A 23,312-nucleotide genomic window follows, 5' to 3' on the forward strand; every position below is an offset into this window, starting at 1 on the left:
CTCCTCCCCCACATGTGCCCGAACGCGGGCAGAACAGAGAGTCAGCTGATCATGACCGGCTCACCCACACCAAACCTGCCGCGCCGACGCCACGACTCAGGCCGGCGAGTTCGAGGTCCACTCACACCCGTGTCCTTCATCGAGACCTTCTGCACCCCCCGACTGCACAGACACTCAAGCTGGGGCTATCTGACCCCGCACGAGACCCGCCTACGACAGCACCTCGAGGACCGGTTCGGCCGCCGATCCCTGACCTGCGGAAGCCAGGAGGGGAGCCCGTCAGGACCCCGTGTGCGACAGCTGTGCGGGGTCGACGGCTGCCCGACGGTGCCGGATGTTGACGGCCGAAGCCCTGGCCACGGCCGCGGGACTCAGGAACCGCAGCGGGCCGATCAGTCGGGATGCGAAGCGGTGCATGTGCCGCGCCACCGCTGCGTCACGCGCCGCCGCCGAGTACATGAGCCGCTCCATGGGGTTGAAGGGACGGGCTTTGGCGAAGTCGGCGGCGAGGTACTGGTGGCTGCGCAGTCGGCGGTGCCGGCGCGCGTACGCCGCGAGGGCCCTGTCGAGGTCGCCATGGCCGGTTGCAGCCGGGGCAATCGCCTCTGCCAACCACTGCGCGGACTGCAGGGCCCATCCGCAGCCCACTCCCCACAGGGGGTCGGCGGTCAGGGCGGCGTCGCCGACGAGCGCGATGCCCGGAGCGGTCGGCTTGCGGGTGTGCAGCGGGTAGTTGACCGTTCCAATGATCTTCGTGATGCGCTCGGCGGAGTCGATGGGCGGCGCCTCGGGCAGCGCGCGGACGAAGGCGAGGAAGCTGCCCTCCAGGTCCTCGCGGAAGGCCGGCAGCCGTTTCTTGTCCGGCAGCACCGCGACGACCGTCACCCCGTCGTCGTTGGGAAACGCGTACGCCATATCGGGCTCGAGGAACCAGGTCTGAGCGATCCCGCCGGACAGCGGAAGGTTGCGGAAGTGCGCGAGATAGGCGAACCGGGCGTTCTCGTACGACCGGGCGGGCACCTCGGCGAACTTCGCCACGGCCGAGTCCTTGCCGTCGGCACCGACCACCAGGCGGGCCCGGATCTCCCGCTCGCCCTGTGCTGTCGACGCACGCACCCCCACGGTTCGCCCGGCCTCCCGGACCAGCCCGGTCACCTGGTGGCCGAGGAGCAGATCGACGCCGGGGGTCTGCGCCGCACGGGACCTGATCAACGGGTCGAGGGTGCTGCGCCGGACGTTGTACGCGTACGGCAGCTCGGGGCCCCCCGGCGCGGCCTTCGCCTCGATCCATCCCCAACGCGTGTGCCAACGAGCCTCGTTACGAACGGCTCCGGCCTGCTCCAGAGCGGGGACGAGGCCGAGTTCGTCCAGCACCGGGTAGGCGTTGGCCGTGAGGGAGTGGGTGCAGAGCACCTTGTACGCCTCCGGGTCCGAGCGGCGTTCCAGCAGCGCGACGCGGACACCGCGTCGAGCGAGCAGGATCGCCGCGGCGCTGCCGGCGAGACTGGCTCCGCTGATGACGACGTCGTAGCCGTGGTCCGCGCTCTCAGGGTTGGTCATGCGCTGATCGCTCCCTTCGGGTGTGGTGCCGTTCGTGGAAGTGATGCACTGCCAGTGCTGTCAGGAACATGAACACCTGTCAAGAGCCGCAGGGCCGAGGTGTGAGCGTGGTGTCACCAACGTGTCAGATCTCCATGTCCGCGTTAACACGGCGCAAAGGAGGCAGGCTACTCCTCGGTCGGCCCGAGGTCCGGCGTCTCGCGCAGCTCGACGGTGAGCGCGCCGTGGGCGGCGTGCAGCTCCAGCACGGTGATCTCGTTCGCCCCCGGACGCAGGACGGGGCCGGGCACGTAGAGCGAGCGCTGCGGGCCCCGGGACCAGTAGCGGCCGAGGTGGAAACCGTTGATCCAGACGTTGCCCTTGGTCCAGCCGGGCAGGTGGACGAAGGTGTCGGCGACCTCGTCGATCCGTACGGTGCCGCGGTGGAAGGTCGGCCCCACCGGCGCGGCGCCGGTCTCGGCGAAGGCGAGTCCGTCCAGCGCGGTCAGCGGCAGCGGCCGGCTGCTCCAGCCGGTCAGTTCGGTGCCGTCGAGCAGGGCCCGGCCCAGCAGTCCCTTGCGGTCGTGGACGCCGGAGCCGTAGTTGACCCGGCCCTGGTTCTCCACCAGCACGCTCAGGACGGCGTCCGCCCGGGGCACGGTGAAGGCGATCGCCCGCTCGTGGTTCTCGCGTTCGAGCACGCCGATCGGCTGGCCGTCCACGAAGACCTGGGCGCGGTCGCGGACCGATCCCACCTCCAGCAGCACCGGACCGGCGCTCGGCAGTGCGGTCTGGTACAGGACGTAACCGAAGTCCTGCCCCAACTGCTCCATGGTGAGCGGTCGTTCAGCGCGTACGGCGGCCCCGAGGGCCGACAGGTTCGCGAACAGCTGCGCGCTGCTGGTCAGTTGGACCGCAGCCGAGCCGATCTTGGCGGCCCGGCCGGGCACCGGCTCGGCGGGGACGGGCGCGTACTTGGCGATCACCTGACGGAACGCCTGGTACTTCTCGGTCGGGTCGCCGGCCTCGTCGAGCGGGGCGTCGTAGTCGTAGGAGCCGACCGTCGGCCGGTAGGTGTGCTTGTCGTTGGCGCCGTTGGTGAAGCCGAAGCTGGTGCCACCGTGGAACATGTAGAGGTTGACCGACGCGCCGGTGGCCAGCAGGGTGTCCAACTCCTGCGCGGCCTGGGCGGCGTCGCGGACCACGTGGTGACCGCCCCAGCGGTCGAACCAGCCGATCCAGAACTCGGTGCACATCAACGGCCCGTTCGGCTGGTGGGCGCGCAGTGCGGCGAGGCCCTGTTCGGAGCGGCTGCCGAAGTTGACGGTGGCGAGCACGCCGGGCAGCGAGCCCCGCACCAGGTCGGCGGGCTGGTCACAGGTGAACAGCGGGACGTCGACGCCACAGCGCCGCAGCAGCTGCTCCAGGTGCACCAGGTGGGCGGTGTCGCCGTCGTAGGCGCCGAACTCGTTCTCCACCTGGACGGCGATGACCGGGCCGCCGTTGGTCGACAGGTGACGCTGCAGCGGTGCCAGCAGCCGCTCGAAGTAGGCGTCCACCGCCGCGAGATAGCGCGGGTCCTGACTGCGCAGCAGGATGCCGGGGTCGGCGAGCAGCCAGGAGGGCAGACCGCCGCCCTCCCACTCCGCGCAGATGTACGGGCCGGGCCGCAGCAGCACGTGCAGCCCCTCGGCGGCGGCCAGGTCGAGGAAGGCCGGCAGGTCGAGGCCGCCGTCCAGCCGGAACTCGTCGGGGCGGGGCTGGTGAAGGTTCCAAGGCACGTACGTCTCGACCGTGTTGAGACCCATCAGGCGGGCCTTGCGCAGCCGGTCGGCCCACTGCGAGGGATGGACGCGGAAGTAGTGCAGGCCGCCGGAGATGATCCGGAACGGCTCGTCGTCGAGGCGGAATCCCTCGTCGGTGATCTGCAGGACGGGCATGAGCTGCTGCTCCTGGGAAGTCGGTGTTCGGCGCAACGCTGCCGCCTGCGCGCGGTGGTGGGGATGACCGGTCGGCGCCGACCCGGGAGCACGTCCCGGGCCGGCGCTGACCGTGCGGTCATGGCGTGGTGACCTTGAAGCCCTGCTGGGTGCCGTAGTCGACGATGCGCTTCTGCCAGGCGACCAAGCCGGCGTTGGTGTCGGTGGCCAGGCTCTGGCCGACGGTGTCCTTGAACACCGAGTTGCCGTAGACCTGGTAGGGCAGGTAGCCCCAGCCCTTGCCGACGCCGGCCGACGAGGCGGCGAAGACCTGGTTGGCCTGCTGACCGCCGAGCGAGGCGAGCGGCTTCTCCAGGAAGGCGGGGTCGCCGAGCAGCTTGGTGGTGGCGGGGAACAGGCCGTTCTCGGAGAGCGAGCGGGCGGCCTCCGGGTCGGAGTTCAGCCAGATCGCGAAGGCTGCGGCGGCGGCCTTGTTCTTGCTGGTGCTGGGCACTGCGACGGCAGAGCCGCCGTTCTCCGAGGTGACGTTCTCACCGGCGTTCCACTGCGGCATCGGCGCGGCCCGCCAGTCCTTGGCGGTGTCGGGAATGGTGGAGACGATGTTGCCGGGCGCCCAGGCGCCGGTGATCCACATGGCGTACTGGCCGCTGCCCATGGACTGCCACCACTCGTTGGTCCACCCCGGCACGGGGTCGACGAGCTTGCGGCTGATCAGGTTGGTCCACATGTCGGCGACCTTCTTGGCACCCGGGTCCTGCAGGTTCACCGAGACCGAGGTGGCGTCCTTCTGCTGGAACGGACGACTGCCGGCCTGCCAGAGCAGGCTGTCCAGGCCGCCCGCGTCGCCCGGGTCGAAGGAGGCGATGAAGCGCTTCGGGTCGGACGCCTTGATCTTGATCGCGGCGGTCTCGAACTCGGCCCAGGTCTTCGGCGGTTCGATGCCGAGCTGGTCGAGCAGCTTCTTGTTGTAGAACATCGCCATCGGGCCGGTGTCCTGGGGGATGGCGTAGATGCCGTCGCCGACGGCGACCTGCGACCAGGCCGAGGGCGTGAACTTGGGCTCCAGGCCGGCCGCGCCGTACTCCTTGAGGTTGACCAGCCGCTTGGACATCGCGAATTCGGGCAGTGCGAAGTACTCGATCTGGGCCACGTCGGGGCCGCCGCTGCCCGCCTTGATCGCGGTCTGCAGCTTGGTGTACTCGGTCGCCGACTGGCCGGCGTTGACGATGTTGACCTTGATCTTCGGGTACTTCTGCTCGAAGATCGCCACCGTCTTGTCGAGGTTGGGCGCCCAGGTCCAGAAGGTCAGCGTGGTCGGAGTGTCCAGCGCGGCGGCCGGGTCGGCGGTGCCGGGGCTGGTCGCGTCCGAGCTGCAGGCGGTGAGGCTGAGGGCCAGCGCGGCGGCCGGCACGAGGGCCAGCAGTCTGCGGCGGGAGGGGCTGGTTGCACGGGTCATGGCGGGACTTCCTTGCTGTGATCGTGGGAGAGCGAGGAGGGTGAAATGACCGGGTGTCACTCCTTGACGCTTCCGGCGGCCAGGCCGGACTGCCAGAAGCGCTGGAGGAACAGGAAGGCGACGACGAGGGGGATGATCGCCAGCACGCTGCCGGTGACCACCAGGGGGTAGAAGCCGGTGGTGGTGGCGCCGCTGCCGGCCGCGCCGGTGGCGAGCGAGTTCCACTGGTTGAGGCCCACGGTGAGCGGGAACCACTCGGGATCGCTGAGCACGATCAGCGGCAGGAAGTAGTTGTTCCAGGTCGCGACCAGCGAGAACAGCAGCACCGTGACGAAGCCCGGGGCGAGCAGCCGCAGCGAGATGGTGAAGAAGGTCCGGATCTCGCCGGACCCGTCGATCCGGGCGGCCTCCAGCATCGAGTCCGGTACCGCCCCGATGGCGTAGACCCGCATCAGGTAGACGCCGAACGGGCTGACCAGGGAGGGCAGCAGGACGGCCCAGGGGGTGTCGATGATGCCCAGCTTGCTGAACAGCAGGTAGGTCGGGACCGCCAGCGCGGTGCCGGGGATGGCGATCGCGCCGAGCACCAGGGCGGCCAGCGCGGTCCGGCCGCGAAAGCGGTACTTCGCCAGCGCGTAGCCGCCCGCGGTGGAGATGAGGGCGGCTCCACCGGCCCCAACTACCGCGTAGAGCAGGGTGTTGGCGAACCACCGGAGGTAGATGCCGTCGTCGTAGCTGAGGACGTTCCAGACGTTGTCGAAGAGGTGGAAGCCGTCGCCGAACCAGAGCCCGAAGCTGCTGGTGAGGGACCCGGTGTCCTTGGTGCTGGACATCACCAGCCAGAACAGCGGCAGCAGCGCGTAGAGCAGCATCAGGCCCATGGCCACGGTGAGCGCGGTGCTCGACCGCCGGGCGCGAGGTCGGCCGCGGAGGGGGGTGTTGGCGCTCACAGGCTCTGTTCCTTCCGCATCGACCGGACCTGCACGGCGTAGGCGACCACTGCGGTCACCCCGCCCAGGACCACGGCGACGGCTGCCGAATAGTTGAACTGCTGGCCGTTGAAGGCCAGGTTGAAGGCGTACATGTTGGGTGTGTAGCTGGTGGACACCACGTCCGGCGCGAGCGACTGCAGCACGTTTGGCTCGTTGAACAGCTGGAACGTCCCGATGATCGAGAAGACCGTGGTCAGCGCCAGGGCCGGCCGCAGCGCGGGGAGCTTGATGCTCCAGGCTTTGCGGAACTCGCCGGCCCCGTCCATCTCGGCGGCCTCGTACAGCTCTTGCGGCACGGTGCGCAGCGCGGCGTACAGGATCAGCATGTTGTAGCCGACGTACTCCCAGGTCACCACGTTGCCGATGGAGGTGAGCATCCAGGAGTCGCTGAGCAGTCGGGGTACGTCGACGTGCAGCGCGTCGCCGATCTGACGGATCAGACCGAAGCGGTCGCCGTAGAGGTAACCCCACATCAGGGACGCCACCACGGCCGGGACGGCGTACGGGACGAAGATCCCGATCCGGAACAGGGCCGGCCAGCGCAACCGTCCGCTGTCGATCGCCAGCGCCGCCAGCAGGGCGAGCCCGAGCATCACCGGGACCTGGACCAGCAGGAACAGGGTGACCCGCCAGAGGCCGGCCCGGAACAGATCGTCTCCCAACGCCCGGGTGTAGTTGTCGAATCCGACGAACACGTTGCCGCCGACCAGCCGGTCCTGAAACAGGCTCAGGTACGCGGCGTACGCCAGGGGTGCCGCGATGCCGATCACGAAGACGACCAGGAACGGGGCGAAGAAGACGTAACCGAAGGACCCGTGACCGAGCCGGTCGGAACGTGACGCTCTGCGGGACCGTCCTGTTGGTCGGTCCGTAGTGGCCTGGGCCGGGGGGTTCGACGTGCTCACGGTAGTGCCCTTCACGGCTGATGTTTACGCCAACATGAAGCTGGCGCTGAGTCTTGACCGCCGACAGCGGGCCAGTCAAGTACTCGTCACGGCGTGATGCGTCTTCGTGATGAAACTTCCCTGTCACACGGGACACCCCGGGCCGGCCCGTGCGACGCCGGAGCGAGGAGCGCCCGAACGGGGGCAGCCGACCACCCCGACCCGGGTGATCCCCTGGTGGCGGGTGGTGCCGCCCGCCGGAGCCGAACCCCTGGATGGGCCTCAAGAGCCGCTGGTTACCGCCGAGTTGACCACCGGCGGGCAAGGTTACGAGCGCGTATCGGTCGGTTTTCCGCCTTGACGCCGAGCTGCGAGGCGGGCGACATTGCTTCCATCGCGTTTGAACGTGTTGGATTCTGATCGTTCTTGCGTGGTTCCTGCCGTGGTCCTCCGCCCGTACGGGCCGCCCCGGCCTCCGGCCCTCAGCGGCCCCTCCTTCTCCTCCCCTCACCGTGCGCCCGCTGTCGGCGCACGTACCTAGGAGTTCCCCCATGATCCGTAACCACGGCAGCCGGGCTGCCCTCGCAGCCGGCCTCCTCCTGACGCTGGGTCTGACCACCGCCTGCTCCACCGGCCAGAGCGCCGGGTCCGGCGCCGACGCGTCCGTCGCACCGGTCACCGGCAAGATCTCGATGACCTACCTGCAGAAGCAGGGCGACCAGGAGTACTTCGTCGGGGAGGCGGCCGGCGCGAAGGCCAAGGCGGCCGAGCTCGGTGTCGACCTCAAGGTGGTGAACCTGGGCAGCGACGCCAACAAGACGATCAGCGAGGTCCAGTCGGCCGTCGCCCAGAAGTGACCGCGGACCTCGACCGGCTGGGCTTCGCCGGGGCGCTCGACCCGGATCTGATCGGCAGTCAGCTCACCTCCGCGCAGCGCCAGTTGGTGGAGATCATGCGGGCGGTCACCGGTGACGCCCGGGTGATCGCTTTCGACGAGCCCACCTCCTCGCTCTCCGAGTACGAGGTGGCCGCGCTGTTCAGCCTGATCCGCCGGCTGCGCGACCAGGGGATCGCGATCGTCTACGTGTCCCACCGGATGCAGGAGATCTTCCAACTCGCCGACCGCATCGCGGTGTTGCGCGACGGGGCGCTGGCCGGGGTGCAGGACGCCGCCGCCACGAGCGAGGGCGAACTGGTCCGGCTGATGGTCGGCCGGGACCTCTCCACCATGTTCGTCCGTCAGAACACCGCCACCGACCGCCTGGTGCTGGACGTCCGCGGCGTCAGCACCGACGCCGTACGCGACATCGACCTGCGGATCCACGCCGGCGAGGTGGTCGGACTGGCCGGCCTGATCGGCGCGGGGCGGTCCGAGCTCGCCCTGGCCCTGGCCGGTGACCTGCCCATCCACCGCGGCACCGTCACCCTGGACGGCACCACCCTGCGCTCCGGCCGGCCGGGCGAGGTGATCCGGGCCGGGCTCGGCCTGGCACCGGAGGAGCGCAAAGCCCAGGCCCTGCTGCTGCACCGCTCGATCCGGGACAACACCTCGCTGGTCGTCCTGGACCGGCTGCGCCGCTGGCGGTTCGTCCGCCGCTCGGCCGAACGGGCCCTCGCCCAGGAGTACACCGACCGGCTGCGGGTGCGCGCGCCCTCCATCGAGCACGAGGTGCGCAAGCTCTCCGGCGGCAACCAGCAGAAGGTCGTGCTGGCCCGCTGGCTCGCCCGGAAGCCGAAGGTGCTCATCCTGGACGAGCCGACCCGGGGGATCGACGTCGGGGCCAAGGCCGAGATCTACCGGATCATCGCCGACCTCGCGAAGGAGGGCGTCGCCATTCTGGTGATCTCCTCCGAACTCCCCGAGGTTCTCGGCCTCGCCGACCGCATCGTCGTCATGCAGAGCGGCCGCATCACCGGCGAACTCAGCCGTGACGAGGCCACCGAGGAAGCCATCCTCAACCTCGCCATGGCCGACGACCTCGTCCCTGCCCTCACTCCTGGAGCATTCGCATGAGCACCACGACCACCACACCCCCGGACACCGGCAGCAGCCCCCGCCGCCGGAACCCGAGCCCGCCCTCCTTCCTGGCGTCCGTCGGCGGCCAGAACCTCAGCCTCATCGGTGCCCTGGTCCTGGTACTCGGCCTGTTCGGCGTGCTCAACGAGAACTACCTCAGCATCTCCAACGTTCAGGTGATCGCCGAGGCCGCCACCATCACCGGCCTGCTCGCCGTGGTCCAGACCGTCGTGATCATCTGCGGCGGCCTCGACATCTCGGTCGGCTCCCAGGTCGGCGTCGCCTCCGTGGTCAGCGCGATGGCCTTCACCGGGGCCGACTCCAACGCCCTGGTCGGCATGGCCGCGGCCGTCGGCGTCGGCGTTCTGATCGGCGTCCTGAACGGTGTGGTCATCGTCTACGGGCGGGTCAACCCCACCATCGCCACCCTCGCCGGACTGGCCGCGTACAAGGGCCTCGCCCAGCTGCTGTCCGACGGCCGCGCCCAGGGCTACGTCCTCAACGACGACCTCTTCGTCTTCCTCGGCCGCGGCAAGGTCGCCGGACTGCCCGTCATGGTGTGGATCCTGATCGTCGTCGCGCTGCTCGGCGCGCTGGAGAACGGCCTCACCGTCCAGGGCATCAACTCGTTCTGGCAGAACGTCGCCCAGGGCGCCCTGCTGGTCGTCGCCATCGTCATCCAGCAGCGCCGCAGCGGCGAACGCGCCGTCGGACTGCCCGCCTGATCCCCGGTGCTCCGTCCCTCCGCCGGGTCACGTCGGGGGCCGCCCCACGGTCGTGGCGGCCCCGGCCCGGGGTGGGACGGATCGGTGGAAGGCCGCCGAGGGTCGGCCGATCCACCTGCAGGCTGCTGGTTCTCCAGGCCCCTTCCGGGGTAGGGGGAACCGGCAGCCTGCTCTGTCGTGCGGGACCCGAATGCGGGTACTCGGCGCCTTCCCCGCTAGCATGTTCACGCAGCCACGCGAGGAAGGACCGGCATGGAACCCAGCGCGACACCCGGCGCCACCACCCGTACCAAGCAGCGCCCGCCCTCGCAGGCCGACGTCGCCGCGCTGGCCGGTGTCTCCTCCCAGACCGTCTCCCGCGTGGCCAACCACCGGTCCAACGTCGAACCCGAGACCCGCGATCGGGTCCTGTCGGCGATGCGGATGCTCGGCTACCAGCGCAACAGCGCCGCGCGGGCCCTGACGCTGGGGCGCTTCCACGTGCTCGGCGTGGTCGCCTTCGACATCGCGGCCCAGGGCAACGCCCGCACGCTGGCCGCCATCTCGCACGCCGCCCAGGCCTCCGGGTACTCGGTGAACGTGGTCTGCGCGGAGGAGCAGACCGAGGACGCCGTCCAGCAGGCCGTCCGCCAGCTGACCGACCAGGCGGTCGACGGCCTGGTCGTCATCGAGGCGCAGATCCTCGACCGGCGCGGCTTCAACGTCACCTCGGGCGTCCCGGTGGTCGTCGCCGACGGCGACCCCGAGCGGCGGTTCCACTCGGTGGACACCGACCAGGCGGCCGGCGCGACGGCCGCGACCCGGCACCTGCTCGACCTCGGCCACCGCACGGTCTGGCACCTCGGCGGCCCGCAGGACTCCTACTCAAGAATGCGGGAGCCCCCGTCCCCCCGTTGGAGCTGGGCGACTGGACCGCCGCGTCCGGCTACCGGATCGGCAAGGCACTGGCCACCCGTCCCGAGGTCACCGCGGTCTTCGCCGCCAACGACCACATGGCGCTGGGCCTGATGCTGGCCCTGCGCGAGGCGGGCCGCCGGGTGCCGGAGGACGTGAGCGTGGTCGGCTTCGACGACGTGCCCGAGTCGGCCTACTTCGCGCCTCCGCTGAGCACCGTCCGGCAGGACTTCGAGGAGGTCGGCCGCCAGTGCGTGGAGCTGCTCCTCGACCAGGTCGACTCGCCCCCCGGCGAGCGTCCCGCCGCCCGGCTCATCTCGGTGACACCCGAGCTGGTCGTCCGGTCCAGTTCCGCACCCCCGTCGGCCCGCCTCCGGGCATGAGGTAAGACCCTCCGGCAGTTGGGGGGTGGGTCTAAGGTGCACCGCCCGGCCGGGCGGTGCACCGTGGCGACGGGGCGCCGTCAGCCGAGCTGGAGCTGCTGACTGCTGCCGCCGGTGCAGGGACGCTGCACGAGCTGCGCGTTGTCACCGGTCGACGCCGCCAGGACGTCCAGGCACTTCCCGCTGTGACGGGCCATCAGGGTGACGTACCCGACCCCGGTGGTGCGCACCGACCACTGCTGGTTGGCGCCGTCGTTGCAGGTGTACTGCACCACCGGGGCGTCGTCCCAGGTGGCGATCCCCGAGACGTCCAGGCACTGGCCGCCGTTGCGTCCCACCACCGAGACGTAGCCGGGGGTGTTGCCGGCCCGCAGCGACCACTGCTGGGCGGTCGTGCCGTCACAGGCGTCCTGCACGACCGGCACGCCGGCTGCGGGCGAGGCGTTCTGGGCCTCGACGCACTTGCCGCTGTGCCGCAGGCGCAGTGCCTTCCAGCTGTCGGCCGCCGTGCTGCGCAGCTGCCAGGACTGGTTGCTGCCCGTGGTCGGCTGGAAGACGCCGACCGTGGCGCCGTCGTTGGTGGCCGCACCCGAGACGTCGAGCAGGGTGCCGGTCGCGCTGTTGAGCAGGGTGCGGTGGCCGTTGCCGGTGTCGGAGAGCATCCACAGCTGCTGGGCGGAGGAACCTGAGGAGGCGAAGCCCAGCACGCCCGAGGCGACGCTGAGCGCCTTGCCGTTCTTGGCGTTGGTGATGCGGTAGGTGGCCGTGCTGTTCCAGCCGCCGGCCACCTTGCTGAAGGTCCACCGCTGGGCCGCGTCGGCCGGGTTGGAGGTGCGCTGGACCGGGCTGCTCTGGGTGGTCGGGCCCGCCGACAGCGCCATCCCGCTGTGGTCGTTCAGCAGCTGCTGCTGCTGCTGGCCGGTCGGAGCGGTCGTCGCCGTGGTGTCGACGCCGGTGGCGCCGGGGATGACAAAGGTGGTCACCGAGGCGGGGCCCACCGTCGCGGTGAGCGTCCTGGCGGCTGTGGTGGACAGGTCGGCCTCGCGCTCCGCGTTCTTGCCGGCGTCGGTGGTGTACCGCTGGACCGGGGTCGCGGTGTCGACGTTCTGGAAGGCCGCCAGGTCGAAGGTGACGGTCTGCGCGGCGCCGGTGGTGTTGGTGTAGACGGCCACGGCGCCCGCTCCGCCGGGCCGCAGCGCCGCCACGGTGTCCGCCGAGTCGGTGTTGATCACCCGGGCGCCGGGGCGGATGTGTCGGCTGTAGTTCGCCATTGCCCAGTACTTCTTGTTCCTGCGGAGCGGTTCGGCGGCCGGCGCGGTGGTGGACAGATCGACCTGGATCAGACCCCAGTTGGCGTCCTCCTGACCCGGCATCATGTTCGGGTAGTCCTCGACAGCCTGCCACATCACCCAGGCGCCGGGCTCGAGTTCCCGGATGTCGCCGTTGATGTGCCGGGCGAGGTCCAGACCCGGCGTCATGTCGGTGAAGCTCTGCGGGATGCTGTCGCCCAGGTCGACCTCGGACATCCACAGCGGCTTGCCCGAGCCCTTGGCGATGTCGCGCACGCCGACCCGGCCGCCGGTGCTGTAGGTGTGCGTGTTCAGCTTGCCCACGGCGGCGCGTACCGCGGTGCCGTAGGAGTTCCAGTCGTCCCGGAACAGGTCGGGGTTGGTCTCGTCCATCCCCGACACCGGCGTGCCGAGACCGGCGCCGTTCAGCGCGGTCCGCAGGCTGGTGATCAGGTGCGCCTGCGAGGCGGGGTCCCAGTGCGAGCCCTCCTGCGGCCCGTACGCGCCCCAGTACGAGGTGATCGGCTCGTTCATCGGGGAGATCGCGCCGAAGGTCACGCCGGTGGCGGCCTGCACCCGCTGCAGCGACCCGGTCAGGTAGGCGGCGAACCGGTCGTACTGGTCCGGGCGGAGGTTGTCCTCCCAGTTGTTGCCCGCGCCCGAGACCAGGCCGCTCCTGGTCATGAAGTACGGCGCGGAGTTGGAGAACGCCTCGAAGGTGTCCGCGCCACGGGCCTTCGCGGCCTGCAGCCACCAGCGCTGGTTCGGATCGGCGGCGGCGTTCCAGTGCGTGGGGTCGGACGGGTTCCACCAGTCGGTGGGCTCGGTCCAGCCCTGGGTGCCACCGGCCGGCGGGCCGAAGGCGGCCGGCCGGTTCCAGTAGCCGGGCACCGCGGCACCCGGCCGCAGGTACGGCTGGGTCTCCGGGCTGTCACCGCCGCCGAGGTTGTACCGCGCAACGGTGAAGCCGAGACCGTCCGCACCGTAGAGGGCGTCGGCCAGCTCGTTGCGCTTCGCGTCCGGCCAGCCGCCGGTCGCCTCGGCGAACCAGGCCAGCGAGGTGCCCCAGCCCTGGAACGGCTGCTGCTGGTAGCCGGGATCGAGCCGGACGGTGACGTGGGCGGCCGCCTCGTCGGCGACGGCGGGGGGAGCGCTCAGCATCCCGGCGACCAGGGCGGCGGTCACGGCGGCCACGGCGGTGAGACCGGTCCTGGTCCGGCCGGTGCGGGGCCTGGAGATGCGGGCGGGTGGTGACTGACGGAGCATCACGGGGTCTCCTGGGTGGTCGGATCGGGCAGCGCGACGCCCCTCCGCCGAGCAGGGTGGAGGGGCGTCGGTGGGTGGGGTCAGGCGTCGGTCCGCTGCCACTGCTGGTTGGTGCCGGTGCCGCAGGTCCACTGCTCCAACGCGGTGCCGTTGGCGGTGGACTGGTTGGTGACGTCCAGGCACTTGCCGCTGTGCCGGGCGATCAACCGGACGTAGCCGGTGGCACCGCTGACCTTCTGGACCTGCCACTGCTGGGAGGTCGTGCCGTTGCAGGTGCTCTGGACGACGAGCGCGCCGTTGGCGGTCGAGGCGTCGGCGATGTCGAGGCACCTGCCGCTGTGCCGGGCCATGATCTGCACGTAGCCGGTGCCGAGGTTCTTGAGCCAGAGGTCCTGGTTGGCGCCGTTGCCGCAGCCCCACTGGATGAGCTGGGCGGACGCAGCGAAGGAGTAGTTCGCGATGTCGGCGCACTTGCCGCTCTGGCGGCCCGTCAGGCTCTCCCAGGTGACGTTCATGCCGCTCACCGTGCCGGTGGCGGTGTCCACGGTGATCTGCGGCGAGTACCCCATGCTCATCGTGGTGGCCGTCGGGAAGGTCAGCGGCAGCCAGACGTACTGCGAGTCGTTGACCGTCCCGCCCATCGAGTTGCCCCAACGGTCGCCCATGTACAGGTAGCTGGTGCCGTTGGTGCCCTGCACGGGCAGCACGAACGCGGTCTGACTGCCGTAGGTGGTCCCGTCGCCGATGTCCTGCAGGCCGCTCCAGGAACCGGTGACACTGCCGGCGGTGCCGTACTTCTGCTGGTTGGGCGACCAGCCGGTGGCACCGGAGGTCAGCAGGAAGTACACCCCGTTGCGCTTGAACAGGGCGGGCGCCTCGCGGGACTGACCGACCCACAGGTTCTGCACCTGGGCGTCGATGGCGGTGTAGTCGGCGGTGAGCCGGTAGATGTGCAGGTCGGCGTTCTCGTTGGCGGCCGAGACCATGTAGCCGGTGCCGTCGTCGTCCACGAAGGTCGTGATGTCCCGCGACATCTCACCCAGCGGGCGGAAGCTGCCCTGCCAGGTGTAGGTGCCGTCGACGGTGTCGGAGACCGCGACCGCCGCCCGGGCCTCGCCGTAGTGCGCGCCGTACTCCTTGTGCATCCACATGACGAACTTGCCGGTCGCGGCGTTGTACATGACCTTGGGCCGCTCGATGATCGCGTAGTCCAGCTCCGGCGCGGCGGCCTGGGTCAGCACGTGGTTGCGGAACTCCCAGGTCTTCAGGTCGGTGGAGCGGTAGGCCGAGACGTAGCGGAAGCTGTTGTCGGCGTTGCGGTTCTCGCCGAACCAGTAGTAGTACTGGCCGACCTTGATGACGCCGGCGCCGTGCGCGTGGAGCGGGTCTCCGGCGGTGTCGGTGAACTGGGTGCCGTTGGTGACGGTCACCGTGGCGGCCTGCGCGGTGCCGAAGCCCGACAGCAGGGGGAGGAACAGCGCCAGCAGGGCGCCGAGTACAAGCGTTCTCAATCGCGGCATCTCTTCAGACCTTCGTTCTCCGAGGCGGGCGCTGCCATGGCTTCAGTCCTGGTCGCGCAAACACGCCCAGGCTGCGTGCGGGGCATGGCATTTGGGCAGCCCTTGGCGTCTCGCTCCGTGGGCGGGGGCGAAGAAGGGCGTGATCCGCGCGTGCTTCGTGGGGTGGGGGTGGGGTTCGCTGCTCGAACTTCGGGTGGTCGTCCAGCACTCACATCCGGGTGGATGTAGGGAAGTTGGCAGGTTCTTCCCGCCCGGCGCAGGCGATGTGCACCCGAACCGGCGGGACGGAGCCCGCTTCCCGACAGCCCCGGCCACCGGCCTGGTGGGTCAGGGCGATGGCTGCGGGTGACCGCTTGCCGCGACGGCGTGCCCGTCCAAGCATGTTGACGCAAACAAGCGGTCGATCGAGAGTCTCGGAGGGACGTCGTGCGATGTCAAGGGTTTCGGCAAGCCCGGGCAGCGGCGGCACGACGCACTTGACGTCGCGGCGGCGGCGCGGTTCCCTTGTTGTCATACGTTGGAAAATGTTTGCTTATGATCACCCGGAGGTTGGCCAGGTGACCTCGGGTGGCTACCTCACCGGAGCACGACCGTAACGCCGCGCCGTTCGAGGAGTTGCACGATCTCCTCGAAGTACAGGAGTAGGTGGTGAGGTTCAGCTCACACCCGATCAGCTCCATCGGGACGGGGGTCGGGTCCGGGTGCGACTTGAACAGGCCGTCCACGGCAGAGCACCACCCTGCACTTGCAGCAGAGCCCGTCGCTCCTGCGAAGAGCTCGAAGCGTGACGCTGACGGCAGTTCGAAGAAGCTCTCCTCGTTCCTGAGGCCGGCTCCGAGCACGATGTCGTACCGTGCCGGGTCGGCGGGATGGGGCTGATGCGCCACCATGACCGCATCGACGAGCGTCCACCACCGCACGGGCTGCTCGTCGTCCCAGACCTCGACGCGCACGTCGCCCAGGCCCTGCAGTGAGACGTCGGGCCCGGCCAGAGCATCGCTCAGGAGACCGTCGGGGCGGCATCCACGAAGGGTGAGAACCTCCCGGGGCGGCGGGACCGGGCCGGCGAACAATCCTTCGACGCCCGCGCACCTCCCCCAGAGCTGTTCCACACCATCCTCGTCCTCCCTGACCAGGAGGTACTTCACCGGGAAGTCCCGGTCCCACCCAGCATGATCTGCGATGCGCACCCAACCCCCGGGCATGCGAGCAACCTTCGCGCGGACCCTCCCGGGCCGGGAGGGGGACGGCCGCCCGAGTTCGATCTTCTATGGGCCTCTAACGGGCCGCCAGGCGGGCGGCGCTGCTCCGGCGGTGGCCGGTGTCGAGGCGGACGGCGGCGATCCCCGCCAGCGCGTACACCTTCCACAGCGTGTCGGTGATGCCGTCGGCCACGATACCCATGGCCAGCTCCGGATCCGTCGCGGCGACCACCGGAGCGAGGTCGGCCCGTGCCGCCTCCTCCACCTGGCGGTCGCCGATCATGCCGGCGATCTCCAGCGCCCGGTCCAGGTCGGTGGCCGCGTACGCGGTCGCCGTTGCCGCCAGTGCCTCGGCGCGGCGCGCGCGGTGGGTGATGGCGTCGGCGATCTGCACGGCCCGCTGGGGGTCGGTGGCCGCCACCGACCGGGAGACGGCCACGAGGGCGTGGGCGTAGGGATCCTGGCCGACGAGCGGAGCGACGAACCGCAGTGCCCGGTCCGGGTCGACCACCGCGAGGGCCTCCGCGACGGCCGGCGCCACCCATGGGGCACACTGCTCGGGCAGCAGGCGCAGGGCCCGGTCCGGATCGGTGCCCGCCACCGCGAGCGCGATCCTGGCCTGGGCCGCCGTGCGGGAGTGCTCGTTCGGGATCTCGGCGGCGAGCTCCTCCGCCCGGTCCGGCGCGAACTCGGCGACGGCCCGCACCACCGCGTCCCACGGGAATGCGCGGCCGGGCGCGCGGCCGTTCAGGAGATAGGTGTCGAGGATGTACTCCCCGCTGTCCGGGTGGAGCCGACCTTGAAGCCGCGCGATGTCCGCCAGCGCCCCGGTTCGGTGGGGCTCCCAGCCGGACCAGACGATGTCGATCCCGCGGAACACGTCCGAACCGGCCACCACCACGCCGATGTCCGCCTGGATCGACTGGCGACGGTCCACGTCCGACACGGTGGCGGCCATGCCCAACGCCTGTTCTTCGGACACGGCCGCGACCACCGGTGCGACGGCGGACAGGCAGATGCGCCGGAGCTGCTTGCTGCCGGCCTCGGCGGTGTGGCGCAGTGCCTGCTCGATGGCCGGCGCAGCCTCCTTCTGTGCGGTGGAGGTCGTCGGCTGCACAGCGGGCGAACTCCGTCCAGTGACAGCTGCGTTCACCAGCACCGGAAGTGTCTCGTGCACGAGTAACTGATGCCCCGTCACCGCCTGCCGGTTCCTCACCAGCCCGAGCATCCCGACGGTGTCGGTGCCCAGCTGCTGCGGCACCGGCAGTCCCTCGGCCGTCAGTTGGGCGCGGAGGTGCCGGAAGACGTCCGTCAGGGTGAGCATCCGTCCGGCCTTGGGGCTGCCTTCCTCCAGCAGCCGCAGCAGCCGGCCGGTGAACGCGGTGTGCCGCTCACCCTCCAGCGCCAACGCCGCCCGGTTCGCCGGGGCCGAGGTCAGGGTGAAGGCGCCGGAGACCTCCAGCGCGGCGAGCAGCGGCTGCTCCTCCCCGGCCAGTGGCCGGCCGATCGCCCGGCCACTGAAGCAGCTGTCCAGGATCAGCACGCGGTTCTCCGCCCGGCTGTCCAGGAAGGTCTCACGGATGGCGTCGAACGCCAGGGCGGAGTAGGCAGGTTGGTCGAGCCGTGTCCCAGCCAGGCCCAGGTGGAGCTTCCCGCGCCGGTCGATCAGACCGTGACCGGCGAAGTAGACCAGCAGCAGGTCCCCCGCCTCCTCGGCCGCGGTCGTCAGGGCCTCCCCGACCTGGGCCAACCCAGCGTCCGCCGGCACGGTGCGGCAGTGCTCCGCCGCGAACCCCCCGAGCCCCGGGTCGGTGAGGACCTGGGCCAGGTCGGCCACGTTGGCCGCGACGACCGGCAGATCCGTCAGGCGCTCGTCACGGTAGTACGGCGTGCCGATCAGCACGATCCGCGAGCGCGTGGGGTCGACCGCCCGGACCATCGGTCCCTTCACGCCCCACCGACTCCGGTCTGCTCCGCTCCAGACTCCCCCTCCGACTCTTCCGAAGCGGCGATCACCTGACGCAGCAACGCCTCGACGTCCTCGACCCGTTGGGCCTCCAGCTCCACGCTCCGCCCGTCCGGCGACGAGACTGAGATCCGGACGTCGGTACCGCGGGGCCGGGTCAGGAACGCGTGCAGCGAACCGGCCAGGACGCTGATCACCCCGCCACTGCCGATCGCGGTGACCAACACGTCGAACGGAGCTCCGAGTTCACCCGGCCCGGGCTGCGCGGCACGGGGCTTCAGCCGACCACGCAGCTCCGGCTCACCGTTCAACCACTCGTCGAGCTCCTGCAGTTCGCGGACCGAATCCCCGCCCCGCACCGAAAGCCACGCCTCCACTGCCCCTCCTCAGCTCTGGACTTCGAGGAGTCTACGGCGTTCCGCCGTCAGGGCTCCCGGATCCGGACGCCGGTGGGCCGCGATGAGGTCGGCTCAGCGGTGGCTGCCTCGCTGACCTGGTCCCTTCCGCTGACGGACCGTCACGGACGCCTGGAAGGATGGGCGTTCGTATGACTGCAGCGTGCCTTTGACCGCATCCTCCCACCCGTCGAGTTGATCGCGCGAAGCATCGCCGAGTTGGCCGGGCACTCCGCGCCGACCCGGCGGATCCGGGCTCCAGGTGCCAGCCGCACACCCGAGGTGACTCTGTCTCAGCGTTGCCCTGAAATAAGGGAGTTGGCTCTCCAGATCTCAACAACCTCCGCCAGTTCGCGGCGGGCGACTCAAGCATCCAAGGCCGTGGCCACGCGCTATGACAAGCGCCTACGTCGTCCACGGCCATGGTCCGGGCCCACCACGGTCATCAGGCTGCGTCGAGTGCACCCCGCACATGACGCCGCACGAAGATCCGCCGACAGGCCCTAGTAGTGCTTTGTTAGGTCGGGGCTGGTGCGGGTCTGGCTGGTGGTTGGTGGCAGGTCGGGCATGGGCCGTTCCAGGTGGCGAGGAGCTGTTGGANCCTAGTAGTGCTTTGTTAGGTCGGGGCTGGTGCGGGTCTGGCTGGTGGTTGGTGGCAGGTCGGGCATGGGCCGTTCCAGGTGGCGAGGAGCTGTTGGAGTGCTCTGACGGCCTGGTAGAGGGTCATGCCCGAGCAAGGACTTTTGGGCGGCTCCGGGTGAGGGTGACGAAGAGGTGGGCGGCGGTGACCAGGGTGACGTGGCGGTGCCATCCGGTCCAGGAACGGCCTTCGAAGTGATCGAGGCCGAGGGCGGTTTTGAGTTCGCGGTAGTCGTGCTCGATCCGCCATCGGATCTTGGCGAGGCGGACCAGCTCTTCGACGGGTGTGTCCTCGGGCAGGCTGGAGACCCAGTAGTGGGACGGTTCGGGCAGGTCGGGTGGCCATTGGGCGATCAGCCAGCAGGCGGGCAGGGTGCCGTCCGGCTCCAGCCTCGGACGGCGCCCGGCCAGGCGGACCCGCAGGGCGACGAAGGCCGAGGTCAGCTGGTCGCGTGAGCCGCGCCGCCAGGTCACCGTCCGAGCCGCCTCGCGGCCCGCGGTCCTCACGTGCTCGGCCAGCGAGAGGGGGCGCGTGCGGTAGCGGGGCTTGGGCCTCGGGCCGAGTCCGCCGTAGGGCGGCTGGTGGGTGACCGCGTTCAGTGGGTGCGCGGTCGCCAGGCCCTTGACCTGCACGATCCAAGGTAGGTGGCGTTCGTCCAGGGCCGCGCGGAAGTGCGCGTTGTCGCCGTAGCCGGCGTCGGCGACGACCACTGGCGGGGTCAGGTCCCAGGTGGCGAGCTCGTCGATCATCTCCACGGCCAGGCGCCACTTCGGCCGGTGGCCCTCACGTTCGGGGATGCGGCATCGGGCTCTGCGGCGCGCGGTGAAGGCAACCTCGGCCGGGTCGGCGGCGTGGTCCGGATCCCAGGAGGCGGGCAGGAACAGACGCCAGTTCAACGGACATGAGGTGGTGTCAGTGACCGCGTGGACACTGACCCCGACCTGGCAGTTCCCGACCTTGCCGAGCGTTCCGGAGTACTGGCGGGCGACACCGGGCGAGCCGGTGCCGTCCTTCGGGAATCCGGTGTCGTCCACGACCCACGCGTGCGGCTCAAGAGCCCGCACCGCGCGGTCGGCCAGCCTCGATCTGACCTCCTCGACGGGCCAGGTCGAGGAGGAGATGAACTGCTGCAGGCGCTGGTGGTCGATGCCCAGGCGCTCGGCCATCGGCTGCATCGACTTGCGCCGACCGTCCAACAGCAGACCGCGCAGGTAGCTCGCGCCCTTGTCCTGCTGATCCGAGCGCCGCAGCGGTGCGAAGACCTCCGCCGCGAACGCCTCCAACTCATCACGTAACGCGCCCAGTTACGTAACGCGCCCAGTTCGTCCGGAGTCATGCTCGTAGAGAACCGCCGAACACCACACCTGACCAGCCCCCGCGTACCACCTAACAAAGCACTACTAGTGGCTCGGATCGGATCGCCGGTCGGTTCACCAGCTGATGATGTCGGTCTGGGGTGAGATCGTTTTCGCATGGCTGACCTGGGTGTTGCAGGTGCGGAGGGCGGCGCCGAGCACGCTGTTATCACGCGGTATCGACTGGCGGGCGACGGTGTCGGCGGGCCGAGCGAGCGGGCAGCGATCCGCGAGGCCCAGGGACGCTTGACCGAGGCGATTGAACGAGCCGGAGTCGGCGAGTTCGACGGGAACGAGTGCGGGGGCGGCGAAGCCGTGCTCTACGCCTACGGCCCCGATGCCGAGCGGTCTACGACCGCCGGACAGTTCGGTCCGCCGAGCTGGATGTGGGCGCGGACGATCAGGTTCCTGAAGTCGCGCCAGCCGAAGCCCTTGGGCTCGTCCTTGCGGCCCCGGTAGATCAGGCGGGACCGTTCGCCCGGTTTGTAGCAGGCCATGCCCGCCATGGAGACCTGGCCGGCGCCCCGGCCGCGCACGCGGACCACGGGCTTGTGCCCGATGCGGCCCCAGGTTCTGGCTCGCGGCGGCGTCATCGACTGTCCGGCCTCGTCCTCGAAGACGATCCAGCCGTTGCACGCCGCCGCGGCGCTTTTAGCCGCGGCCAGACCTCCTTCTTCCACAACTCCACCGCCGCGTTCGATCGCTCGGCGGGCCGGCTGCTGCCACGACCAGCCGTGCCGCTTCGGCAGCCGCCAGGTGCCCTCCACCGTGTAGGAGACGTGGAACAGTCGACCGATCAACGTCTTCACCCGCGCCAGCGTCCACCGCTGATCGGCCCTGCCGTGGGCCAGCGGACCCCGCTCCAACTCCCGCTCCAGCCTGGCTATCTGAATATCATTGAGCCTTGGGCGCCCCGGCGATCCCTTCGACAGGACCCCGAGCTCGCCGCGCTCTCGCCACTGCTCCACTGACCGCTCGCTGACCCGCAACGCGACAACGATCTCCCTGTTCTGCTCCCCGCCGTCGAAGCGCTCCACGGCCTGCAGCCGCACCAGCTCCCGGACAGCACTCCCAGCGTCGGTCAACCCGCCGCCCTGCGCATATCTCAGACCGTGTTTGAGATCTGCCGTGTCCCGTGGCTGGCGGGGTCGTTGAGCCGTGCGTGAGTGGTTCCGGGGGCGGGTATCCGTCGGATCTGACGGNGCACTGGGTTCGTCCGGGAACGGGTGCCCCCAGCATTCTCAGACCGTGTTTGAGATCTGCCGTGTCCCGTGGCTGGCGGGGTCGTTGAGCCGTGCGTGAGTGGTTCCGGGGGCGGGTATCCGTCGGATCTGACGGATGAGCAGTGGGCGTTGGTGGAGCTGTTGCTGCCGCCGGCGCGGGTGGGTCCGAAGGGTGGGCGGCGGGAGAAGCATCCGCGGCGGCGGATCGTGGACGCGATCTTCTACGTGGTGCGGACCGGGTGTGCCTGGCGGCAGCTGCCGAAGGACTTCGCGCCTTGGCCGACGGTGTACTGGTACTTCACGTGGTGGCACGACGACGGCACCGTCGAGCGCATCCATGACGCCCTGCGCGGCAAGGTTCGCGAGGCCGAGGGCAGGAAGGCCGAACCGACCGCCGGGCTGATCGACTCCCAGTCCGTCCGCACCGCCGACACCGTCCCGGCCGCAACCAGGGGCTTCGACGCGGGCAAGAAGGTGAAGGGTCGCAAGCGGTTCATCGTCACCGACACCCTCGGCCTGCTCCTGGCCGTCCACGTCGTCGCCGCGAACATCCAGGACCGCGACGGCGCCAAGCACCCGCTGTTGTGGACCCGCCTCGACCATCCGCGAGTTCAGAAGATCTGGGCCGACCAAGGCTTCGCCGGTCGCCTCGTGGAGTGGGCCCGTGCAATCCTCGGCCGCGAGCTGGAGATCGTGCGCAAGGCCCCCGACCAGCGCGGATTCCAGGTCCAGCCCAAGCGTTGGGCCGTCGAGCGCACCTTCTCCTGGCTCACCGCCCACCGCCGCCTCGCCCGCGACTACGAGCAGCAACCCGCCCGATCCGAGACCATGATCCGCTGGGCAATGATCGGCATCATGGTCCGCCGACTCACCCGAGGCGGACCGGCCAAGCGACCAGGCCCGTGTCCCCTCTCACGCACCAACCCATGAAACCTCCGACGCGGTCTCAGTCGCTGGCGCGGGCAAGCCACGCCTCTGCCCACCGGGTGTCTTCGCCGTTCCGCTTCCACTCGTCGATCAGGTGCCGTGTCCAGGCCCGAAACGGCTCCGCCCGGTACGGCTGCGGGACGGCGAGAACAGAACTCTCCTCTTCGTAAGTGGTCCCCTCGATGATCACTTCACCGTCGAGGGACATGGTGAACAGTCCGTCTCGGGACGGTCCGACGACGCCCCCAACTGCGGGCCCGGCGAGGTTCCAGTCATCGCCGAGAGACACTCTCAGCCACCGCGAGTCGGGGTCTTCCCAGCGGTCCTCCTCCAGGTTGGCGAGCAGCAGGAACTGTCCGTTCTCCGCAAAGAGTCGGAAGTTGGTCGCCTGCCGCAGCCACGCGGCGTTGATCGCCCTGGTGAAGTCCGGGTCATCGCGCCGGACGGCGATGTCGACGCGGCCGTGCCACGGCCCACAAGCAGCAGCGATCGAGGCAGAGCCCGGTGGACAGGAGGTGTTCGGTTCGATCCCATGCAGAACGATGCCCGCCTGGGCGAGGTCTGCTCCGATGTCTCGCATGTCTGTAAGCCCGCCTCAGAAGCAGCCGATCTTGAACTCGTGCAACGCACTGTAGTCTGCGGGCCGTTCTTGCCCGGGCAGACCCCAGGCCCAGTCATCTCAGATCTCAAACGCGGTCT

19 protein-coding genes and 1 pseudogene are annotated in these 23,312 nt (G+C 70.0%); 6 read left to right on the plus strand and 14 right to left on the minus strand.

Features of this window, described 5'->3' with window-relative positions; genetic code table 11:
• Positions 1 to 279: 279 nt before the first annotated feature.
• From ASC99_RS31020 to ASC99_RS31040, 5 genes are all read right to left on the minus strand, one after another.
• Complete coding sequence (locus ASC99_RS31020; protein ID WP_057238320.1) at positions 280 to 1,560, minus strand: NAD(P)/FAD-dependent oxidoreductase; 1,281 nt, start codon at positions 1,558 to 1,560, stop codon at positions 280 to 282.
• A 167-nt stretch (positions 1,561 to 1,727) separates the two neighbouring features.
• The gene (locus tag ASC99_RS31025) at positions 1,728 to 3,479 is read right to left on the minus strand and encodes a beta-galactosidase family protein (RefSeq protein ID WP_057238321.1); all 1,752 of its coding nucleotides are present in this window, start codon (positions 3,477 to 3,479) and stop codon (positions 1,728 to 1,730) included.
• 118 nt (positions 3,480 to 3,597) lie between these two features.
• Positions 3,598 to 4,935: an ABC transporter substrate-binding protein gene (locus ASC99_RS31030; RefSeq protein WP_057238323.1), complete on the minus strand. Its 1,338-nt coding sequence runs from the start codon at positions 4,933 to 4,935 to the stop codon at positions 3,598 to 3,600.
• Between the two features lie 56 nt (positions 4,936 to 4,991).
• Complete coding sequence (locus tag ASC99_RS31035; RefSeq protein WP_235502644.1) at positions 4,992 to 5,885, minus strand: carbohydrate ABC transporter permease; 894 nt, start codon at positions 5,883 to 5,885, stop codon at positions 4,992 to 4,994.
• Positions 5,882 to 6,832 (minus strand): carbohydrate ABC transporter permease, encoded by a 951-nt coding sequence (locus tag ASC99_RS31040; protein ID WP_082598779.1) that lies wholly within the window; start codon positions 6,830 to 6,832, stop codon positions 5,882 to 5,884. The genes ASC99_RS31035 and ASC99_RS31040 overlap by 4 nt, the downstream gene beginning before the upstream one ends.
• Before the next feature lie 530 nt (positions 6,833 to 7,362).
• On the opposite strand from ASC99_RS31040, the gene ASC99_RS39130 reads away from it, so the two are divergent.
• From ASC99_RS39130 to ASC99_RS42415, 5 genes are all read left to right on the plus strand, one after another.
• Positions 7,363 to 7,668, plus strand: a complete 306-nt coding sequence (locus ASC99_RS39130; protein WP_057238324.1) for a hypothetical protein — start codon at positions 7,363 to 7,365, stop codon at positions 7,666 to 7,668.
• The gene (locus ASC99_RS31050; RefSeq protein WP_235502645.1) at positions 7,665 to 8,825 is read left to right on the plus strand and encodes a sugar ABC transporter ATP-binding protein; all 1,161 of its coding nucleotides are present in this window, start codon (positions 7,665 to 7,667) and stop codon (positions 8,823 to 8,825) included. The genes ASC99_RS39130 and ASC99_RS31050 overlap by 4 nt, the downstream gene beginning before the upstream one ends.
• Positions 8,822 to 9,553: an ABC transporter permease gene (locus ASC99_RS31055; protein ID WP_057238325.1), complete on the plus strand. Its 732-nt coding sequence runs from the start codon at positions 8,822 to 8,824 to the stop codon at positions 9,551 to 9,553. The genes ASC99_RS31050 and ASC99_RS31055 overlap by 4 nt, the downstream gene beginning before the upstream one ends.
• A 252-nt stretch (positions 9,554 to 9,805) precedes the next feature.
• Positions 9,806 to 10,561 (plus strand): LacI family DNA-binding transcriptional regulator, encoded by a 756-nt coding sequence (locus ASC99_RS31060; protein WP_369825208.1) that lies wholly within the window; start codon positions 9,806 to 9,808, stop codon positions 10,559 to 10,561.
• Entirely contained in the window at positions 10,447 to 10,830 is a 384-nt protein-coding gene (locus ASC99_RS42415; RefSeq protein ID WP_369825209.1) for a substrate-binding domain-containing protein, read from the plus strand. Before ASC99_RS31060 ends, ASC99_RS42415 begins: the two co-directional genes overlap by 115 nt.
• Positions 10,831 to 10,910: 80 nt before the next feature.
• On the opposite strand, the gene ASC99_RS31065 is transcribed toward ASC99_RS42415, so the two are convergent.
• The 8 genes and pseudogenes from ASC99_RS31065 to ASC99_RS31095 form a co-directional block, all read right to left on the minus strand.
• Positions 10,911 to 13,385, minus strand: a complete 2,475-nt coding sequence (locus ASC99_RS31065; RefSeq protein WP_057238326.1) for an RICIN domain-containing protein — start codon at positions 13,383 to 13,385, stop codon at positions 10,911 to 10,913.
• A gap of 80 nt (positions 13,386 to 13,465) precedes the next feature.
• Positions 13,466 to 14,905, minus strand: coding sequence for an RICIN domain-containing protein (locus tag ASC99_RS31070; RefSeq protein ID WP_057238327.1), 1,440 nt, complete (start codon positions 14,903 to 14,905; stop codon positions 13,466 to 13,468).
• Positions 14,906 to 15,339: 434 nt separating this feature from the next.
• Positions 15,340 to 16,053, minus strand: coding sequence for a hypothetical protein (locus ASC99_RS38010; RefSeq protein WP_235502646.1), 714 nt, complete (start codon positions 16,051 to 16,053; stop codon positions 15,340 to 15,342).
• A gap of 130 nt (positions 16,054 to 16,183) precedes the next feature.
• Positions 16,184 to 18,058, minus strand: a complete 1,875-nt coding sequence (locus ASC99_RS31075) for a caspase family protein (RefSeq protein WP_057238328.1) — start codon at positions 18,056 to 18,058, stop codon at positions 16,184 to 16,186.
• Complete coding sequence (locus ASC99_RS31080) at positions 18,055 to 18,450, minus strand: hypothetical protein (protein WP_057238329.1); 396 nt, start codon at positions 18,448 to 18,450, stop codon at positions 18,055 to 18,057. Before ASC99_RS31080 ends, ASC99_RS31075 begins: the two co-directional genes overlap by 4 nt.
• A 741-nt stretch (positions 18,451 to 19,191) precedes the next feature.
• The gene (locus ASC99_RS31085; protein WP_057238330.1) at positions 19,192 to 20,412 is read right to left on the minus strand and encodes an IS701 family transposase; all 1,221 of its coding nucleotides are present in this window, start codon (positions 20,410 to 20,412) and stop codon (positions 19,192 to 19,194) included.
• A 377-nt stretch (positions 20,413 to 20,789) separates the two neighbouring features.
• Positions 20,790 to 21,056, minus strand: coding sequence for a hypothetical protein (locus tag ASC99_RS31090; protein WP_369824351.1), 267 nt, complete (start codon positions 21,054 to 21,056; stop codon positions 20,790 to 20,792).
• Positions 21,053 to 21,572: pseudogene (locus tag ASC99_RS31095) on the minus strand (winged helix-turn-helix domain-containing protein). The gene ASC99_RS31090 and the pseudogene ASC99_RS31095 overlap by 4 nt, the downstream one beginning before the upstream one ends.
• Positions 21,573 to 21,761: 189 nt before the next feature.
• Between ASC99_RS31095 and ASC99_RS31100 the strand changes: the two are divergent.
• A complete protein-coding gene (locus tag ASC99_RS31100) occupies positions 21,762 to 22,616 on the plus strand; it encodes an IS5 family transposase (RefSeq protein WP_057238331.1) in 855 nt (284 codons plus the stop codon).
• Between the two features lie 16 nt (positions 22,617 to 22,632).
• Here the strand turns inward: ASC99_RS31100 and ASC99_RS31105 are convergent, their stop codons facing one another.
• Positions 22,633 to 23,193 carry a hypothetical protein gene (locus ASC99_RS31105; protein WP_057238333.1) on the minus strand — a complete coding sequence of 187 codons (561 nt, stop codon included), beginning with the start codon at positions 23,191 to 23,193 and terminating at the stop codon, positions 22,633 to 22,635.
• Between the last annotated feature and the right edge of the window lie 119 nt (positions 23,194 to 23,312).

The organism is Kitasatospora sp. Root107 (genome assembly GCF_001424875.1).
In the GTDB taxonomy this organism is placed as follows: Bacteria; Actinomycetota; Actinomycetes; order Streptomycetales; family Streptomycetaceae; genus Kitasatospora.

Excerpts from the sequence above, each read along its gene's own strand:
- ASC99_RS31020 (WP_057238320.1), bottom strand. The coding sequence starts at position 1,560 with ATGACCAACCCTGAGAGCGCGGACCACGGCTACGACGTCGTCATCAGC.
- ASC99_RS31025 (WP_057238321.1), bottom strand. The coding sequence starts at position 3,479 with ATGCCCGTCCTGCAGATCACCGACGAGGGATTCCGCCTCGACGACGAG.
- ASC99_RS31030 (WP_057238323.1), bottom strand. The coding sequence starts at position 4,935 with ATGACCCGTGCAACCAGCCCCTCCCGCCGCAGACTGCTGGCCCTCGTG.
- ASC99_RS39130 (WP_057238324.1), top strand. The coding sequence starts at position 7,363 with ATGATCCGTAACCACGGCAGCCGGGCTGCCCTCGCAGCCGGCCTCCTC.
- ASC99_RS31055 (WP_057238325.1), top strand. The coding sequence starts at position 8,822 with ATGAGCACCACGACCACCACACCCCCGGACACCGGCAGCAGCCCCCGC.
- ASC99_RS31060 (WP_369825208.1), top strand. The coding sequence starts at position 9,806 with ATGGAACCCAGCGCGACACCCGGCGCCACCACCCGTACCAAGCAGCGC.
- ASC99_RS31065 (WP_057238326.1), bottom strand. The coding sequence starts at position 13,385 with ATGCTCCGTCAGTCACCACCCGCCCGCATCTCCAGGCCCCGCACCGGC.
- ASC99_RS31070 (WP_057238327.1), bottom strand. The coding sequence starts at position 14,905 with ATGCCGCGATTGAGAACGCTTGTACTCGGCGCCCTGCTGGCGCTGTTC.
- ASC99_RS31090 (WP_369824351.1), bottom strand. The coding sequence starts at position 21,056 with ATGACGCCGCCGCGAGCCAGAACCTGGGGCCGCATCGGGCACAAGCCC.
- ASC99_RS31105 (WP_057238333.1), bottom strand. The coding sequence starts at position 23,193 with ATGCGAGACATCGGAGCAGACCTCGCCCAGGCGGGCATCGTTCTGCAT.